This is a genomic window from Flavobacterium filum DSM 17961 (assembly GCF_000425465.1).
Lineage (GTDB): Bacteria > Bacteroidota > Bacteroidia > Flavobacteriales > Flavobacteriaceae > Flavobacterium > Flavobacterium filum.
The window spans coordinates 98,315-117,084 of record NZ_AUDM01000011.1; the positions used below are offsets into that span (position 1 = coordinate 98,315).

Consider the following 18,770-nt stretch of genomic DNA (forward strand, 5'->3'; position numbering starts at 1 on the left):
CGGTCATTACATTACAATTACTTTTACAACGTATCCCGATGGGCGGTAACTTCGGCGATAAACACATCTACTTCGGCAAGTTGTTTGTTTACGCGTTCAAGGTCTAATTCTTTTTCTAGCAGAGCTACGGCACCATAACTTTCTTTACGGTTTTCCAACAAAAATTTGCGGTATTCTAGCCGAACTTTTCGTTTTTCTTCGGCCTCTTTGGTAGGGCCTTCCGGCAAAATAGCAAGAACCGTGTCGACGGCAGCAATTTCTGCATTTACACCTTGCAAGATGGCATCAATCTCTACAGCGGTATTGCTGTAGTTGGTAACAAGTCGTTCTTCTGATAACTTTTTAAAGTTTAAATCAGATTTTTCTTTTTGGGCCATACCCAACAACACATCGCAATCGGCAACTGTTGTTAAATTACTTACTGAATACATAATTAAAAATTTTAAAATTATACTTACATAAACGCAAGTATTATACCTTAAAATATTATAAATCAGAAGTTTATAAAAATATTAACTTGTAGCGTTAATCTTATTTTAAAAATATACTAAGTTGTATTTTATTGTCGTTATAAACGCTTTTTTAATTAAAAAATGAGTTTTATTTAATCGGTTTCAGTCCCAACTCTTTCAAAAACGCATTGTGTTTGTCCGTATTGATTTTAATACTTTCATTAATAGAAGTCAATTTTTCATTCACCAAATTCAAGTCAATTTGTATTTCATCAACGGATGTGCTCACATATCTTGAAATATTCAAGTTAAAATCATTTTTATTAATTTCGTCCATTGAAACTCTTCGAGAGTAACGTTCTCTTTCATTTCTAAATTTGTACGTTTCTACAATATTGTCTAAGTGCTTTTCAGAAAGTGTATTCTGCCTTTTACCTTTTTCAAACTGATTACTTGCATTAATGAATAATACATCTTCGTTCTTTTTGCATTTTTTTAAAACCAAAATGCAAACGGGAATTCCAGTTGAATAAAACAAATTAGATGGCAAACCTATTACAGTATCTATATAATTTTCTTTTAAAAGTTTTTCTCTAATTCGAGCTTCTGCTCCACCTCTGAAAAGAACACCATGAGGTAATATTATTGCCATTGTTCCATCGTCTGCCAGTTGTCCTTCTGAACCTAAGAAATGAAAACCATGCAATAGAAAAGCAAAATCGGCAGCTGATTTTGGAGCTAAACCATACCCTTTAAATCTAAAATCTTCTGCTAATGTATCTGTTGGCTCCCAACGCAAACTAAATGGAGGATTAGCCACAATAGCATCAAATTTTATTTTTTTGCTAGGATTCATTTGATTGAAATCATCCCATTGGTTTAATAAAGTATCACCGTGAAATATCTCAAACTCGGTGTCTTTCATACCATGCAAAAGCATATTCATACGGGCTAAATTGTATGTAGTGATGTTTTTTTCTTGACCATAGATTTTACCAATTGTTCCAATTCCTTCTGTTTCGTTTTTTAATTGTGTACGAACATTAAGCAAAAGAGAACCAGAACCACATGTAAAATCCAATACTTTGTTTAACTTTGTTTTATAGCCTTGTGTTGGGTCGTGAGAATCTAACAGTACAATTCTGGAAAGAATAGTTGAGATTTGTTGAGGAGTATAAAATTCACCTGCTTTTTTACCTGAACCGGCTGCAAATTTTCCAATCAAGTATTCATAAGCATCACCTAAGGTGTCAGTATCCGTTGAAAATTCAGCAATTCCCTCAGCAATTTTTCTAATTATTTTACAAAGCTTTTCATTTCTTTCTTCGTGCGTTTTACCTAACTTTTCAGAATTAAGATTTATTTCAGAAAAAAGCCCTTTAAAGGTAGTACCAAAAGATTCATTTTCAATATGACGAAATCCATCATCAAGAATTTCCAACAAATCACCACTTTGTTTGCTTGCTAAATGGGTAATATTGCTCCACAAATATTTAGGATTAATAATATAATGCACTTTTTTTCGCATACTATCTTCAAAAAGGGCAATATCTTCTTTATTGTCTTTATACCAGTCTTCTAACGGTGGAGGAACTGTAAAATCAAATCGATTGTCTTTTGATCTGCTTGGCGGGTAGTCTTTACCTAATTCTTTTTTTGCAGCTTCTTCATAATTGAAGGACAAATACCGAAGAAATAAAAAAGAAAGCATGTAATCACGGAAATCATCCGCATTCATTACGCCTCTCAAATCATTGGCAATATCCCAAAGGGTATCGCCTAATTTTTTATGTTGTTCTTTTTGTGTCATTAGTTTCTGTTTTATGCAAAAATTTCAGGTAATTGAAATTCGTATTTATCTGTAAATGCTTTTAAAATTTTTTTGAATAAGTCTTTATTATCTTCATTCATTTCAACCGGTTGATAGATTGAATATTTGCCATGACTTAGTAAGTTTAAAGCTCTTGAAAAAAGCACATCATCTTCAACAGTTTTAAAACAACTTGAAAAATCATCATACCCAAAAAATGTAGATGTTTTTTCCAATATTGCCCTCAACATATTAAAATGATAGGTGTTTATATTTCCGTTTTTAGAAACTTTATCTAATTCAGCTAATATGGCAACATGATGAAAAAATGGTGTTTCATCTGTAGCCCTTAATATATATCCGTCTGCACCATTTTTATGTAAAAAATGGCTTTTATGCTCAATTTTCTTTAGCTCATTATACATTACGTTGTAGAACAATGAATGATGAGAGGAGATAACTACTTTTACTTTGTCTTTTCCTTTTTTTAATAGTTTGGCCAAATCACTCGCTACACTAATAGCATTATTATCGTCAAGTGATGAAATGGGGTCGTCTATGTAAATGAATTTGACCCAATTGTATGGTCCATTTCCGTCATCATCTATGGCAAGTTCGGCAATTGCCAAAAATATGCACCAAATAAAGATATTTTCTTCCCCTCTCGAAACTTTAATATGGTTGTTTTCTTCTCCTTTGTTGAAAGTGATTGTCCACGCATCATAATCAATTCTAAAATCAAAATCGGCGTAACGTTCCAAAAAATTGAAAATCTTTTCTTCCAAAGCCAATTCTCTAAAACCTTCAAAAAAACGGGAATTTCTGTTGATGATTAAATGCCTTTTTGTATCGTTTTCAAGGTCATTGTTCCAATGAAAAAGGTCTTCTGTAAAAGCGTTATAATACAATGTATCTGTTACTGGATTTTTTTTCCGCTTTTTGCTTATGTCTTTGAACTCCATTGAAAGGCGAGTTTTACCTGTTCCATTGTAAGCGTACAATAAAACAAAATGATGATTGTTTAAATCATCTCTTAGCCTGACAGCCACATTTTTCAGTGTTTTATATTTATATAGTTTTTTTTGACCACTCATTCTAATCACTCATTTTTGGAAACAAACCTTGCATTAAACCTTTTTTGTGTTGTTTCAATTGCTCTATTTCTTTTGCCTGTTCTGTTATCAGTTCATCTAAAGAAGAAAGGCAAGAAGCGATTTTTTGTTGTTCTTTAATACTCGGAATAAAAAGTCCTAATTCTTTTATTTGAGAAACTGATACAATATTCTTAATTGCTCCACCTGCTGATTGGGATAATAATTTTTCCTGATTATTATCAGATTCTAATGTAATTTTCACAAATAAATTATCATACCCTTTCTTTACAGTTAGTTTAAGTAAAGCCTGATTAATTACTCCAATTTTGTTTTCTTCAGGTACAATTGCAAATTTTCCCATAGTACCTGAACAACTCATTATTAGATCACCTGACTTTACAGAAAATCTTTTTAATTCGTTGAACTTGCCTTCATCAATAAAATATCTAAATGAACTGAAATCACTATATATAGCGTGTGATTGCTCATATACAGCATAGCCTTCATTTACAAAGATTTCTTTTTTCAATGCACCACCGAAAGGACCCCTAACAAGTTTACAAATATCATCAAGTGGTTTCTCCACCCACACCCCATCCTGCTCAAATTCCTTAAAGCGATACTTTGGTACTTTCTCGCCCTCTTGCGGAAAAAGATTTTGCATTAAGCCTTTTTTGTGGTCTTTGAGTAACTCTAACTTTTGGTTGTGGGCTTCAATCAAATCATCCAAGGAAGAAAGACAGGATGCTATTTTTTGTTGCTCTCTTTTGTCTTTTGGAACTAAAATTGGGAAATTTTGAAGTATAGGTTGTCTTAAAGACAGCACAGTTGACTGAACAGCCTTTTGAGATAATAAATTACTATTATACAACATTGAATAATATACAAATTGTCCGTTAATAGTAAAATTTTTTAAAGCATATGCTCTTTGATGAAGATTGAACTTACCATTAAAATATTTAGGAATAAATCGCATACCTTCTCCAGGTATTATTACAGCTTCAGTATCGAAAATGTATTCATTTGATGCCTTAATAACTTCTGATCTATCAAATAAAGGATATTGACCTTCTTGAATATGGTCTTGAGCGTTAGATTTACCATTAGTAATTTTACAAACTTCTCCCAAGGTTTTATCTTGCCATTCTACCCCATTATTAAATTCAGGGAAACATATTTCTGGTATTAGTCTTTTCTTCTTATTCATATGCTGCTAATCCTGAAATTTCACGCCCTTGGGCTAATTTTTTTAATTGGGGTACTAAATCTTCCATTAGGGCAAGTTCTTTTACTCTGCGTTCTTTCCAATTCAAATCTAAAGGTGCTAAAAGGTCGGTGAGTTTTTCACCGTCAAAAATCATTCGGCTCATAATTTTATCGATGAACTTTTTCAAGTCTGCTGTTTGTAAGCCGTGTTTATTTGCAATATTTGCTATTTCTTTGTTGTATTTATTGTCTTTAAATTGGGTTAAATTAAGTTTTAATTCATCAACCGTTTGACCTATTGACCAATCTACTTGCTCTACAAATTCTGCTAAATCTTCATCATCCATTAAGTTAGAATTAGATTTTAACAAGCTGATGACTTCTTGCTTCGTCATTTTTTGTCTGGCAGGTTTTTTTTGTGTGCTGTCTGCAATCAGATTCATGATATAGTCATAATCAATCACAGCAGAAGCAAACAATACAAATTCAAAATCAAGTTGTTGAATTTGAGGCGGTGCTTGGTCTCCCTCCTTTTCTTGTTGTTTTTGAAATGCTTTGGCTGTTTCTAAATATGAACTTTTAAACTCTATGTAGGTTTCTTTAGGTAGTATTTTATTAATGAGTTCCTTTTGTTCCGGTTCTAAATCAGTAAATTGTTCTAATGCCAATAACTGACGTTGAACTTCTTTAAAGTTTTCAATAAAGGTAATTTTGGCAGCATCACCTTTAACATTATATACTTCTTTAGGTTCACAAACCAACCCTTGTTCTTGCATAAAAATGCCTAGTTTTTCAACTGCTTGTTTGAATTTTTCAATCACTTTTGGTGCAGGGTCAACCAGCCAAATCTCTCTTGACCTACCTTCATCAACACCAGAAAACAAAGTAATAGCTTGATTTACGGCATCTTGTTGTGAACGAAAATCCAAAATATTACCATGAGGCTTAGTGTCATTCAACACCCTATTTGTTCTTGAAAAAGCTTGAATTAAACCGTGGTATTTTAAATTCTTGTCAACATATAAAGTATTAAGGTATTTGCTGTCAAAGCCGGTAAGTAGCATATCTACTACAATGGTAATATCAATCTTTTTCTCGTGAGCATATTCTTTTTTACTGTATTGATGATCTTTGATGCGTCTTTGTATATCTTGATAATACAAATCAAATTCATTGATATTGTGTTGGGTTTTAAATTGATTATTGTAATCTTCAATTATTTCCGTTAAAGCCTTTTTCTTTTCTTCCGGATTTTGTTTATTGTCTTCTCGCTCCTGAGTCAAATCTTCTTGCAACTGTCTGATATCAGCCGCATTTTTTTGACTTTGTTGGTCGCCCTGTTTGGCAATGAGTTGAGAAGGTGGCGAAAACACACAAGCAATGTTTAACGGGACATATTCAGGATTTTCAACTTGTTTTTTGTTTTGTAATTCTTTGAAAAGCTGATAATATTCTATTGCATTATTAATAGAAGCAGTAGCCAAAATTGCATTGAATCTTCTTGAATTGGTAGCTGCATCATGTTTGTTTAAAATAGCTTCAACAACTGCTTGTCGTGAAATAAATTCACCTGGTTTTTGGTTTAAATTTCCTTTAAAATAATCAATGTGAAAACGCAATACGTTTTTATCTTCTATCGCATGGGTTATTGTATAAGCATGTAACCTTTTTTGAAAAATGTCTTCAGTTGTTTTAAAAGAAGCATATTCGCCCTCCTTGATACTATATGTTGCATTTTCATCAAAAATTGGTGTACCCGTAAAGCCAAACAACTGGGCGTTTGGGAAAAACGCTGCGATGGCTTTATGGTTTTCTCCAAACTGAGAACGATGACACTCATCAAAAATAAAAACGACTCTTTTATCTTTTAAAGGTTTTAGTCGTTCTTTATAGGTTTGAAATCCTTTTTCGGCTTTCTTTTTATTTCGATCATTGTTTTCATCCAAGGCCAAACCCAATTTTTGAATAGTGGTAACAATCACCTTATCCGCATAATCGGTAGAAAGCAAACGTCTTACTAGGGTTTCGGTATTGGTGTTTTCTTCAACACTGCCTTCTTGAAATTTATTGAATTCTTCGCGGGTTTGTCGGTCAAGGTCTTTACGGTCCACCACAAATAAACATTTTTCAATATCGTGGTTGTCTTTTAACAGCGTTGATGTTTTAAATGAGGTCAAGGTTTTACCGCTTCCTGTGGTGTGCCAGATGTATCCATTACCTCTGTTTTGTTTTACACATTCTTCAATAGCCTTCACAGCATAAATTTGATACGGTCGCATGACAAGCAATCGTTGTTCGCTCTCCACCAAGACCATATATTTACTAATCATTTCTCCAAGAGTGCACTTACTCAAAAATTTTTCAGTAAAATCATATAGCCTATTAATTTTCTTATTTTCAATATCAGCCAATTCATAAACCGGCAAAAACTGTTCGTCTGCATTAAAAGTAAAATGTTGATTCTTATTGTTGGCAAAATAGAGTGTTCTACCTCCATTACTCACAATAAATAATTGCATAAAGCATAGTAAAGAATTTCCGTAACCGTTTCCGGGTTCGTTCTTATAATCTACAATTTGTTGCATGGCTTTTCGTGGTGAAATGTCAAATTTTTTTAACTCAATTTGCACCACCGGCAATCCGTTTATCAATAAAATAATGTCATAGCGTTGATGGCTGTTTTCTGTATTGATGCGTAATTGACTGATCACTTCAAAGTCATTTTTACACCAATCTTTGATGTTCACTAAAGTGTAATGTAAAGGGGTACCATCCTCCCGTTGAAAGTATTGTCTTTGTCGTAATTTTTTAGAAGTAATAAATACATCTGCGTTGATGATTTCTTCTCTTAATCTTAAGAATTCATTATCAGATAATCTAATTCGGTTGAGTTCTTCAAATTTTGCTTTAAAGTTTTGCTCAAGCGATTTTCTATCCACAATGTCAGGGCGATAAATGTATTTCAACCCTTTTAGTTGCTCAATGAGGTTAAGTTCTATTTGATTCTCCTTGTTCATTTATTTATAACTCTTTGGCATTTATTGATTTTAAAATAATCCAATCCGTTTAAATTTTCAATAATTTAAAATCACTTTTTTTTGAGATTTTATTCAGCTTTTATAATTGACTCTTTAAAGCCGTAGCCTTTAAACCAATTTTGATTGCTCAAATATAGTAAAAAATACTTGCTGTGATTTTGAAAAACTATCCTATTTTTATGGGTACTTTAGAAGTTGGATGCTATAAAAAATATTTTTTGAGGCTATTACTTTATTCCAATTTCTATCGTAGTTTTTCGTTTAAACATTCATTTTTTGTTTTATAAAAAACATTTCATTTTCAATTTGTTGTTTTTTAAGTTCACATGCGGCTAATTTTTGAAGCGAATTGAGTTCTAAACTCTTTTTTATCCTATTCTCAATGATTCTTGTTTGCAAACTGTTGTTGTCCTTTTTAGTTTTAAAAAAATCTAATGCTGTGATTCCCGCCAACAAATGCTCACGTGTTTTTTGTATTTCTTCTATTTTTTTATTGACCTGATGATGCATTATTGCTAAATCGGTTAGTTTCTTTTGCCATTTTTTTTGAACAGTTTTACTTTCATTCTCTAGAAATGTTCGACTGGTTTTGGCAGTTTTATTTTTTTTCACATAATGCAAAAGTTCGTTAAGCTTTACAGTAGCTTCTATAGGCAAACTTCTTTTTCCGCTAACAAACATAGACCATTGCGAACGGTGTATTTCTAGAAATAAGGCCATTTCATCGTGTGTAAGTCCGGTAATTTCTTTAAAAGCATTCATTAAGCACTATATTAAGCGTGTCAATTTTTTTTGTTTGAACAAATATACACAAAAAGTGTGTCAAAAAATTTATAAAAATAATTTTTACACAAAAAGTGTGTCGAAAAAATGAATTACATTTTTTTGACACAAAAATTTAAATTGATTGTGATTAATTAAAAGTTTGACTTAAAAAGATTAAGCAAAGAGACATTAAATTAAGTGAGCTATGAATGCTTGGTTGAGTTAATAGTTACATCATTTATTTCAATGATAATTAATCTAAAAATAAAAGCTTTAGCTGACCATAAAGGTATTCTTAGTATTATGCAAACCCAAGCTATTGTTCTATAAACGAATTTATTAAAAATGAATAGTCTCATTAGTAAACTTTATGGCAAATTGTTTGGAGATCAAGAATAGTTGCTAAAGAATTTTTTAATCATTTTAGCTAATTGATTTCAAATAGAAATTAAAGTGAATAAGAATATGAAAAGTAAATTGGTAACTTTAATTCAAGATGTATTATACTTTAAAAAAGAGCAATATTTAAACCTATTTAACGATTAAGATTTTTTTTAAAGTTAAACACTCAAAAAAATTTTCTTATAAAAATTACTTCCACAAGAATTTCTCATTTTTAATATCATACAATTTTGCAAAAAGCCTTGTTCAAAAGAAATTAATTGACACGGAACAATTAATATTTTTTAATAGTTTTATCTTTAACTAATGTTAAAATAATCTTTTTTTTAAAATTTATTAAGAAAAAATTTGTAAGATAATTTTTTTTTTTAACTTAGCACTCAAGAGGAAGTTAAATAATCAATTTAGATGCGTAAGAGCAACAACACAATTATAGGGGTTAAAATCCTCTCTTCCTCTTTTCTTTTTTAACACATCTTCTTCATGAAAACAAATAGAAGAAAATTCATTTACACCACAACATTAAGTTTTTTGAGCATCAAATATGCAGGTGGTTTGTTTGGCATGTTTAATCAAGCAGAAATAAGACAAAACAATCAAGTTACAAATAGTCAAACTATTTTACAGATGCTAACTGAAGCATCTGCCAAAAGGAAAAATGGTTTGTTAAATGAAGCAATGTCAATATATAATAATATTATTTCTATAAATTCAAATGAGATTAGAGCTTATGATGGTATTAGAAAAATATTATTGCAGAGTAAATACAATGAATTAGAAGTTTTAAACTTATACTTAAATGGATTTACCTTAAACCCATCAAATATTTTCTTTAAACAAAGAATTGCAAATGAATATATGAGATTAGCGTTAGGGAATAAAAAATTTAATGATCAATTAAACCTTCAAGAAGATTTACTAGAAAAGGCTAAAATTTATTTAGAACAAGTAAATCTTGAAATTCCTACAAATGAACAAATACAAAAAATTCTTGAAAAAGTAGATTTTAAATTAAATGCAAATGCTAATACAATAGACGCTAGATTAAATGAAGAATTAAAAGCTTACCGAAAAGAAAAACATTTGAACTATAAAAACAGATTTAATGGTATCACAATTACCGAAATAAAATTAAAACTAGATGAATTAATTGAAAAACCATCAGATTCTTTTAGAGATGTTCATGTGAGAGAACTTTATAGAATTTATATCAAAAAATTAAAAGACTATGGACAAATTGAATTAGCCTCTCAATACACTAAAGAATTGTATCTATTTGACAATAAAGACTCTAGATCATTAAAGATTGCAAGAAATATTTGTAAAAAAGATGAAAAATATGAAGTTTTAGAAGTTATTGAAAGAAATAATGATGCTAGAAAAAAAAGTTTTTGGTCTAAGATTGCCTTGTTTGATGTATTATATAAAAGATATAAAAAAGAGGGTGTTGGTAGTTTAAATGAGATGACGAATATATTAGCTTTTGCAAACACAAAGAAATTCTCATTTTACCATATTTTTGAATATAAAGTAAGACAAGTTAAACTTGCCCTGATAAAGAACAATACTGTTGAGGCTAAAAGTCTATTAAATAATTTTGGTGATAGTTTGATAGGAACATCATCTGCACATTTTATAAACAAATATAACCTTTTATGTATTGAGTATTTCTTGAAAATTCAAGACTTAGAAAAAGCAAAAACTGTATATGAAATTGCTTTAAAACAAAACGATGTTGATGTTTCGGATACTTTTTTAAAAAAAATAATATTAGTTAATTCAGAAAAGGATAATAAAAAAGAAATTCACAATGAAAGATTAAACAAACAAAGAGCAAAACTTTATAATTAGAAAAAATTTGAAAAATGTAATAAAAACAATATTTAGTTTATTTATTTCTATAAACGCTTTATCTCAAGTAGTAATTACAGAAGTATATTATGACACTCCTTTTTTAGAGGACATTTATCACTATCATTACCATGGATTACCAAATCCTAACAGTTTGTATCATCACTTAGGAGAATATATCGAACTTTATAATTATACAACTGAAGATATACCTTTAAAAGGATGGGCAATAACTGATTATACTTCAAAATATGTTTTCCCTGATAATGCAATTATAAAATCTAATGATTTTATTATAGTTGCATACGGTAATTCAAACTCAACATATTTCCAAAGTCTTTTCCCTAATACGCTTGGAAAAGAAGATAAAATATATTATCAAGATAAAATTATTTTAAGAAATGATAAAGAAGTACTAACTGTTAGGATAGGACAATTAAGAGGTGTGATGTATAGTAATAATTTAAGAGCATCGCATCGCATGTCTTGGGGAGGCAATGGTATTCAAACACCAATTGACAATGGGTATGAATATTCATTAGAAGGAAGTTGGGGTACAACATATTATAAACAGTCTCTTCATTTAAATTCTTTTGATCCAAACATAAATTATAGCAATCTTCAAAATTCAGAGAGTTTTAGTGCCGGAATTGCAACACCACTGAGTGCTGATTTTATCCCCTCAACTCAAAATCTACTTGAAATACCTAATGTTTTTCAATCTTTTAATTCTACCTATACAAATCTTACTTATGAATATGAAGTAATGCAAATCATAAATACTATTTGTGCTGATAATATTCTTTTAATTAATCAATTACCAAGTGATGTGTATCTTGATAATGGAAAATGTTTTAACTATGACAATTCAGGAAATACTATAGAAGCAATAGACTGCTTAATTTCAAACAACAGTACAGATCCTTCAAATCCAACAGAATATACTACAGCTGAACTAGAAGATTTTAGTTCTTTAATTTTAATAAGCCCCAATCCAACAACAAATCATTGTGTAGCATATTGGACTGGAGAAGTAATAGGCAAAATTAATCAAATTGAAATATTTAGCATGGGCAACATCTTAATAAACTCTTATTTAATAAACCAAGATCAATTTGAAGAACAACTTTCTCTAAACTATAGTTCATCAGGTGTATACATAGTAAAATTCATTTTAAATACTGGACAAATTATATCAAAAAATGTTATCAAAATGTAACATTTAATTTTTTATCATAAACAGATTATGTGTAAATTTAGTTTTTATTTTTCATTTTTTTTATTGTTGTTCAGTAATGTAATTGTATGCCAAAATACTGAACTTATTGAATTACAATATGATATTTCTGGTTATGAGAACAATGTATTTAATCGTAATTCAATAAATCAAAATGCTCCTGTAAATACTGATACAATTCCAACGATTAAATCAGAAATGAATGTTTCTGAATCAGGTGCTATGACATATATGGTACCAATTGATATAGTTGAAGGTAGAAATAGTTTTCATCCAAATATTGCTTTGGTTTACAACAGTCAATCAGGAAACGGAATGGCTGGTTGGGCGTGGAATATTTCTGGCTTATCTACTATTACTTTAGGTGGTAAAAGTAAATTTATAGATGGTATAACAAAAGGTTCTCAATTTGACGGAAGCGATCCTTTTTATCTAGATGGCGAAAGACTATTAACAGTTAGTCCAACTATTTTTGAAACACAAAAATATTCTAAAATAAAAATTAACAGAGACTTATCAGCAACTCAAAGCAATGGTTATAGTTTTACTGTTCAATATACTGATGGTAAAATTGCAAAATATAGAGAGATAGTGCCTGGTCAACACATGATTGTTTTACTAAAAGATTCATTTGACAATGAAATACATTACACATATACTATTTTTCATAATGTAGCATATATTTCAATGATTTCATATGGCGGCACTACTGTAATAAATGACATTTACAAAATAATCTTTAATTATGAAACAAGAACAATTTCTCCTATTTTTTACCGAAATGGAATACCATTTAAAAACACTAAAGTTTTAAAAGAAATTGAAACAAAAACATCTTTACTTTCTCAAAATAATGGACGTTATAGAATATATACTTTATTCTATGATAAAATTCAAGGAAATAAAGTTGAACGACTCAGAAAAATTGAGATTGAAAATGAGAACGGTGCAAAATTAAAGCCTTTAAATTTCTATTATAATTCAATTCAAACGGGGACAATTGAAAATGAAGTTACTTACTCAAATCCAATACCCTATTCAACAACACAACTAGGTAGTGTTGCTATAGGTGATTTTTACAAAATGGGAAAGCCTGTTTCTGTATATGAAGCAAAACACGATTGGTATTATACTATTGTTGGGAATCATATATCACATTTTGGAAATTATTATGACTCAAAAGAATTATTTGCCGGTAAATGTTTACTAAATGGCAAATTAAATGACAACGATCAATTATTAACTATATCAACTGAATACAGAGGATATTTGAGTAGTTTAGTTAATGGTGCTTCAACTAATGATCTTGTTGACCGTATTACTTTTGATTTTCGAGATTTAAACACAGGACAATTTTTATATTTTGGTTTTGATTTTCCGGCAGGTGCAACAAGTTTACCTACTATGTTTAATAATACAATTGTTAATGATGGAGAGAGAAATAAATCAGGTCGAGAATTTATTACCGGAGATTTTAACAATGACGGAATTACTGATATAATTATTTTTGAAAAGGCTGATTTACTTAGACCACAAAAAATTTATTTTAAAGAAATTGGGAAAAGTGGATCTAGTTTAATTGTATTAACGGGAGCACAATTAATTGAGGATTCGAGAATTTTTCAGATTGAATTTGATGGTGATGGGATACCTGAATTAATGGTTGTTGGAAAAGAAAATGGTATTTATAATCTCTATAAAATTGACTTAACTTCAAACAGTATTATACCTATTCAAGGTCAACAAAATATACAATTAACAAATTATAATAAAAGAACACCATTAATTTTTGGTGACTTTAATGGAGATGGTTTAACTGATTTTATTACTCCACAAAAAGTATATAGGTTTGAAGATTCAAATCCTGCCTATGAAGTATTTAAAATGGAAAGCGAACAATTACTTTGGTGGCAATATATTTCAACGGGTAACGGTAACTCAGGTTTCATAAAAACACAAAAAGATTATACTGAGCAAAAACTGGCTTATCTAGCTCCTTCTCAAAGGCATGTTATTAAAAAAGGTGCTTTTTGGGATAATTTTTGGGCTGGAAATGCAGATAGTTATGACTATACTGAATATGGAGCTTGTACAATTTTACCCATTGACATCGATAATGATGGTAAGACAGACCTTGCTTCTTTTAGAAAATTTGGTAAAGTAAAATATAACCAGAACGGTCTTTTAAGAAATGCTACTGTTGAAGGATTAGATACTTTTTTTATGCCAATCGGTCCTACCGGTTCATTTGTTATTCCTCCTACAAATACAGTAAATAAACTTTTTTTTCATCAAAACATTATTGATAACAATGGTAACCCTCAATTAGTTAATTTACCAACTGTTTTGTCGTTACAGAATGTAAATATTTCTCCATTTTCTGTCGCTGTTAGCAATTCAGATTATAATCAATTGAATTCATATAAATCACAAATTTATATTATTGATGCTATATCACAAAGTAGAAGAATAAGTATCAATAATGACAATTTCAACGAAGGATTAATACGGAATATTGATAATGGTTCATCTATAATTCAAGAAGTCGAATATAGACCAATGTCTGAAAAAAACTCTAACAATAATGAAAGAACTTACAGCACTAGTTCAAATACTCCAAGTTATCCTATATATGTTCCAAAAAATTCAGGAATAACTTATTTAGTTCATAAAATACATACTTTATTTGATAATTCAATTTTAACAAAAGAATATCGATTTCAAAATGCAATACAAGATTTATCTGGAAAAGGATTTTTAGGTTTTCAAAAAAATTTTGAAAGTGATTTGTATAGTAGTAAATTGTTGGATTCAAACTATTTCCCGGCAAATGTTTTAAAACCTACTTTTTGGACAATAAAAACATACAATCCTACAATGGACAATGTCTTAGTCTCAAAAACATATGGGAGTTTAAATCAAAGTATTTCTAATAATCAAAGTAATCAGAATCCAAACTCAGTATTTACTCAGACCGCAATTACAAATTTTAAATTTGACATGGGCAACAACAGGTATCTAATTTTGCCTATTTCGGAAAAAAATTATGATTTTTTAAATGATATTACTATTTCAAAAACTTTTCAATATGACTCAAATAATGAATTGCTTCTGAAACAAGTACTTACAGATTATAACTCTCAAGCCTCTTCTCTAGAAAAATATTTCTATACACCAGAATTTAATGATGGGGAACATTATTATTATGGTAAATTTTCTAAAATTGAAAACACTAATGTAAGAGACGGCGTTATTTTTACTACTAGTAATGAAAACACATATAATCCTAACGGTACTTTGTTGCAAACTAAAAAATTTGGAATAAGCTCAAATTTGGCTTCTATGCAAAGTGTACCTTCAATTGTTACAGATTATACCTATAATACTTTTGGAAATATTGAAACAGAGACATTATCAACATCAAGTGTAGCAACTAGTTCAGGCATTGTATCTTTAACAACCTCCTATGAATACGATTCAACTCAACGTTATGTTAGCAAAATCACTTCACCGGATGGTCTTTTTAAAATATCAAATAAAAATTCGTTAGGTAGGATTACATCTGAAATATCAGAACTTGGTTTGACTACATCATATAAATACGATTCTTGGGGAAATGTTAAAGAGATTACTGATTTTTTAGGTAAAAAAACAACAATTAAAAAAATGTTAGGCTCTATTCCTGGGTCTTATATTATTTCTAAAAAAAGAGAAGGTGAAGCAGAAGTTCGTGTATTAATGGATAAATTTAATAGAGAGATTAAAACTTCAACACAAACTATAAATAATCAATGGATTAATGTATCAACAACATATAATGTTTTAGGGAATAAAACATCAGTTAGTGAGCCTTATTTTGATGATGATATAATTCTTAATAACACTATTGAATATGATAATTTAAATAGACCTATAAAGAATATCTTATTTAATGGAAAAATAATTACTACATGTTATGAGAAAATGAAAGTAACTGTTGATGATGGTTTTAAAAAAACTGCCAAATGGCTTGATGCAACAGGAAACACGATTAGATTTAAGGATAATGGTGGTGAAATTTTCTATAAATATTATCCAAATGGCTCATTAAAAGAAACCGATTATCAAGGTATAAAAACCAAAATTGAAATAGATGCGTGGGGCAATAAAACCAAGCTTATTGACCCTTCTGCTGGGACTTATTTATATGAAAATGACAACTTAGGAAGAATAAAGAAAGAAACAAACCCAAGAGGGGGTATTACAAATTACACATACGATGATTGGGGAAGACCCCTAACTGAAAACACTATTGGCGGTAGTGGTGAAAATACAATCATTCAAAAATCATTTTCTTATGATAGTGCTACCCATTTACCAAATGAAATTAATGGTTCCTATAATGGAAAGTCTTTTACTTATACTACTTTCTATGATGACCCTTTCCATAGAGTTACTGGTAAAAAGGAACAAACCCCTGATTTTACTTATGAAACGTCAACTACTTTTGATGATCAAGGTAGAATAGATGTAACTAAAATCAAAACAGTTTTAAATACACCAAATTATACTTCTGAAACTAACATAAAAAATAATTATGATAACAATAGTTTTTTAATCAGTCAAACTGACTTGGGAAATTCACAAGTAATTTGGACAGTAAATTCTATAAATTCTCATGGTAAAACTACTCATATGACCTATGGGAATAATTATGTTCTAAACACTACATACGATGCAAATACGTTAAGTTTAAATAAAATAAAACATGAAAAAGACGGTGTTGCTGCTGTTGATATTGAATATACCTATGATGTTCAACGTGGTGTTTTACTTAATAGAAACAACCTGATTTTTGAAAAAAATGAAGTTTTTGAATATGATGTATTAAATAGATTGTTAAATGAAACCATAAATGGAATTATATCACAAAATTATACCTATGACAATAAAGGTAGAATGACTTCAAATACAGATATTGGTAAATACAATTATAATGAAAATAATTACAAATTAGAAAGTATTAATTTTAATGACAATGGTAGTTTATTAAATATAGAAAGAGGATTTACGGAAGTTCAATACAATACTTTTAAAAATCCGAATGAAATATTTTTAGCTTCAAAAGATAGAATTTCTTATGAATATTCAATACTCCAAACTAGAAGTTTAGCTTATTATGGTAGTTTAGATACTGACCCAACACAACGACCAATTAGAAAATACTATAGTGCAGATAAAGCTATTGAAATTATAAAAGAAGATAATACAACCAAAATTATCACTTATATTACCGGCGATCCATATAATTCAAATTATATAAAAATTGAATTATTAACAGGAAACGCATTAACAAGCTTAAATCATTATTATTTACACAGAGATAGCCAAAGTAGTATAGTTGCAATAAGTAAAGCAGATTCCAGTGGTGCTTTAGTAGAGCAACGCTATTTTGATGCTTGGGGTAATTTAAAAAATGCAATTGTTTCTAATGTATCAATAACACCAAATTCTTTAGGTTGGATATCATCATTGATATTAGACAGAGGATATACGGGTCATGAACATTTAAATACTGTTGGATTAATACACATGAATGGTCGTTTATACGACCCAAAATTAAAACGTTTTTTATCACCTGATAACTTTGTTCAAGATGCTTTTAATACTCAAAATTATAACCGATATGGGTATGTATTAAACAATCCTCTTTTATATACTGATCCTAGCGGGGAAGTTTTTGGAATTGACGACGCAATAATTATAGGCATAGCTGTAGCAGTAATCTCTAATGCCGTTAATAATGTTATAAATGGAGTACCTTTTTGGTATGGAACAGGAAAAGCAGCTGTTATAGGAGGTGCAAGTGCAGCAATAAGTTTTGGAATTGGTCAAGCAACATCTGGTTTAGCTATATTTGACAAAGCACTTCTTCAAGCTGGTATGCATGGGATGAGTGGCGGTTTAATGAATGTGTTGGGTGGCGGAGAATTTGGCAGTGGTTTTGCCTCCGGAGTGGTAAGTTCTTTAATTAGTAGTGTAATTCAAGCAAGAGTTGAAGGTAAGAATTTTGCCACTAACAACCCCGGTGCGTTTAAAGCCATTATGATAGCTTCTGGTGGTTTAAGCGGGGGCTTTAGTAGCACCATTGCCGGTGGTAAATTTGTAGATGGTTTTAGACAAGGGATTATTACGAGTGGATTGAATCATTTGGTGCACAACTTAGTTGATAATGGAGATCCGAAGAAAGATTATAAAACTTGGTTTAAAAATAAACTAAAAGAATTAGACAGAATAGTAAGTTCTAGTCCTAGAAATGCTTTAAGGTTTTATTTTAATACGGTTGAAAATGTTGGAACCGCTATTGAAGTTGGAGCATTAGTTGCTGCTCCTTTTACAGAGGGAGCTAGTTTAACAATATTACCATCTGCTTTTCAAATTAATACGGTTGGGGTAATAGGAAACTCAATGATTGATATATATGACGGGAAATTAGGTGCTGCATCGATGAGATTGACAAAACATTTTGCCTTTTTAGGACTAGGGAGAGCATTAAATAAAATGAGTTATGGTTTTGTAGATAAATATATTTTAGAATTACATATTTTTATGTATGATAAATTTATCATTCCTATAATAGGGAATTCAATTTTAGATTCTAGAAGCTATTTTACTCCTATTGAGTACAAATTTGACAACAATTTTAATCCAATTAGAAAATAAAAAAGATGAATAAAGAATTGTTAAATATTTTTATTTCAATAATTATTATTCTGATAGTTATTAAGTTAAGAAAGAGGCTAAAAAGAAAAATAGAATTAAATAATTATAAATATAAAAATGAAAATAACAACTATATCAAAAATTCTTGGGAATTTTATAAGACTTATGTTCATGCATTGATTTATATAGTTTACGTTTTTTTATTTGCTATAA

At 29.7% G+C, this 18,770-nt stretch carries 9 protein-coding genes; 3 read left to right on the forward strand and 6 right to left on the reverse strand.

All coding sequences use genetic code 11. The features are described from left to right. Window positions 1–23: 23 nt before the first annotated feature. From H601_RS0108215 to H601_RS0108240, 6 genes are all read right to left on the reverse strand, one after another. Window positions 24–431 (reverse strand): hypothetical protein, encoded by a 408-nt coding sequence (locus tag H601_RS0108215; RefSeq protein ID WP_026711064.1) that lies wholly within the window; start codon window positions 429–431, stop codon window positions 24–26. A gap of 169 nt (window positions 432–600) precedes the next feature. Next, window positions 601–2,262 (reverse strand): type I restriction-modification system subunit M, encoded by a 1,662-nt coding sequence (locus tag H601_RS0108220; protein ID WP_026711065.1) that lies wholly within the window; start codon window positions 2,260–2,262, stop codon window positions 601–603. An 11-nt stretch (window positions 2,263–2,273) separates the two neighbouring features. Next, on the reverse strand, window positions 2,274–3,311 hold the full coding sequence (locus H601_RS0108225; protein ID WP_245571630.1) for an AAA family ATPase: 1,038 nt from the start codon (window positions 3,309–3,311) through the stop codon (window positions 2,274–2,276). A 46-nt stretch (window positions 3,312–3,357) separates the two neighbouring features. Then, a complete protein-coding gene (locus tag H601_RS0108230) occupies window positions 3,358–4,563 on the reverse strand; it encodes a restriction endonuclease subunit S (RefSeq protein WP_026711067.1) in 1,206 nt (401 codons plus the stop codon). Beyond that, window positions 4,556–7,579, reverse strand: a complete 3,024-nt coding sequence (locus H601_RS0108235) for a type I restriction endonuclease subunit R (protein ID WP_026711068.1) — start codon at window positions 7,577–7,579, stop codon at window positions 4,556–4,558. The genes H601_RS0108230 and H601_RS0108235 overlap by 8 nt, the downstream gene beginning before the upstream one ends. Before the next feature lie 282 nt (window positions 7,580–7,861). After that, entirely contained in the window at window positions 7,862–8,362 is a 501-nt protein-coding gene (locus H601_RS0108240; protein ID WP_026711069.1) for a hypothetical protein, read from the reverse strand. 888 nt (window positions 8,363–9,250) lie between these two features. Here H601_RS0108240 and H601_RS0108245 point away from each other — a divergent pair. Genes H601_RS0108245 through H601_RS0108255 form a run of 3 tightly spaced genes read left to right on the forward strand, consistent with a single transcriptional unit; the run spans window position 9,251 to window position 18,557 of the window. After that, window positions 9,251–10,618 (forward strand): hypothetical protein, encoded by a 1,368-nt coding sequence (locus H601_RS0108245; protein WP_026711070.1) that lies wholly within the window; start codon window positions 9,251–9,253, stop codon window positions 10,616–10,618. 7 nt (window positions 10,619–10,625) lie between these two features. Then, entirely contained in the window at window positions 10,626–11,837 is a 1,212-nt protein-coding gene (locus H601_RS0108250; protein WP_026711071.1) for a lamin tail domain-containing protein, read from the forward strand. A gap of 27 nt (window positions 11,838–11,864) precedes the next feature. After that, entirely contained in the window at window positions 11,865–18,557 is a 6,693-nt protein-coding gene (locus H601_RS0108255; protein ID WP_026711072.1) for an RHS repeat-associated core domain-containing protein, read from the forward strand. Window positions 18,558–18,770: the final 213 nt, after the last annotated feature.

Coding starts and splice junctions, on each gene's coding strand:
- H601_RS0108235 (WP_026711068.1), bottom strand. CDS start 7,579: ATGAACAAGGAGAATCAAATAGAACTTAACCTCATTGAGCAACTAAAA.
- H601_RS0108245 (WP_026711070.1), top strand. CDS start 9,251: ATGAAAACAAATAGAAGAAAATTCATTTACACCACAACATTAAGTTTT.
- H601_RS0108240 (WP_026711069.1), bottom strand. CDS start 8,362: ATGAATGCTTTTAAAGAAATTACCGGACTTACACACGATGAAATGGCC.
- H601_RS0108215 (WP_026711064.1), bottom strand. CDS start 431: ATGTATTCAGTAAGTAATTTAACAACAGTTGCCGATTGCGATGTGTTG.
- H601_RS0108230 (WP_026711067.1), bottom strand. CDS start 4,563: ATGAATAAGAAGAAAAGACTAATACCAGAAATATGTTTCCCTGAATTT.
- H601_RS0108220 (WP_026711065.1), bottom strand. CDS start 2,262: ATGACACAAAAAGAACAACATAAAAAATTAGGCGATACCCTTTGGGAT.
- H601_RS0108255 (WP_026711072.1), top strand. CDS start 11,865: ATGTGTAAATTTAGTTTTTATTTTTCATTTTTTTTATTGTTGTTCAGT.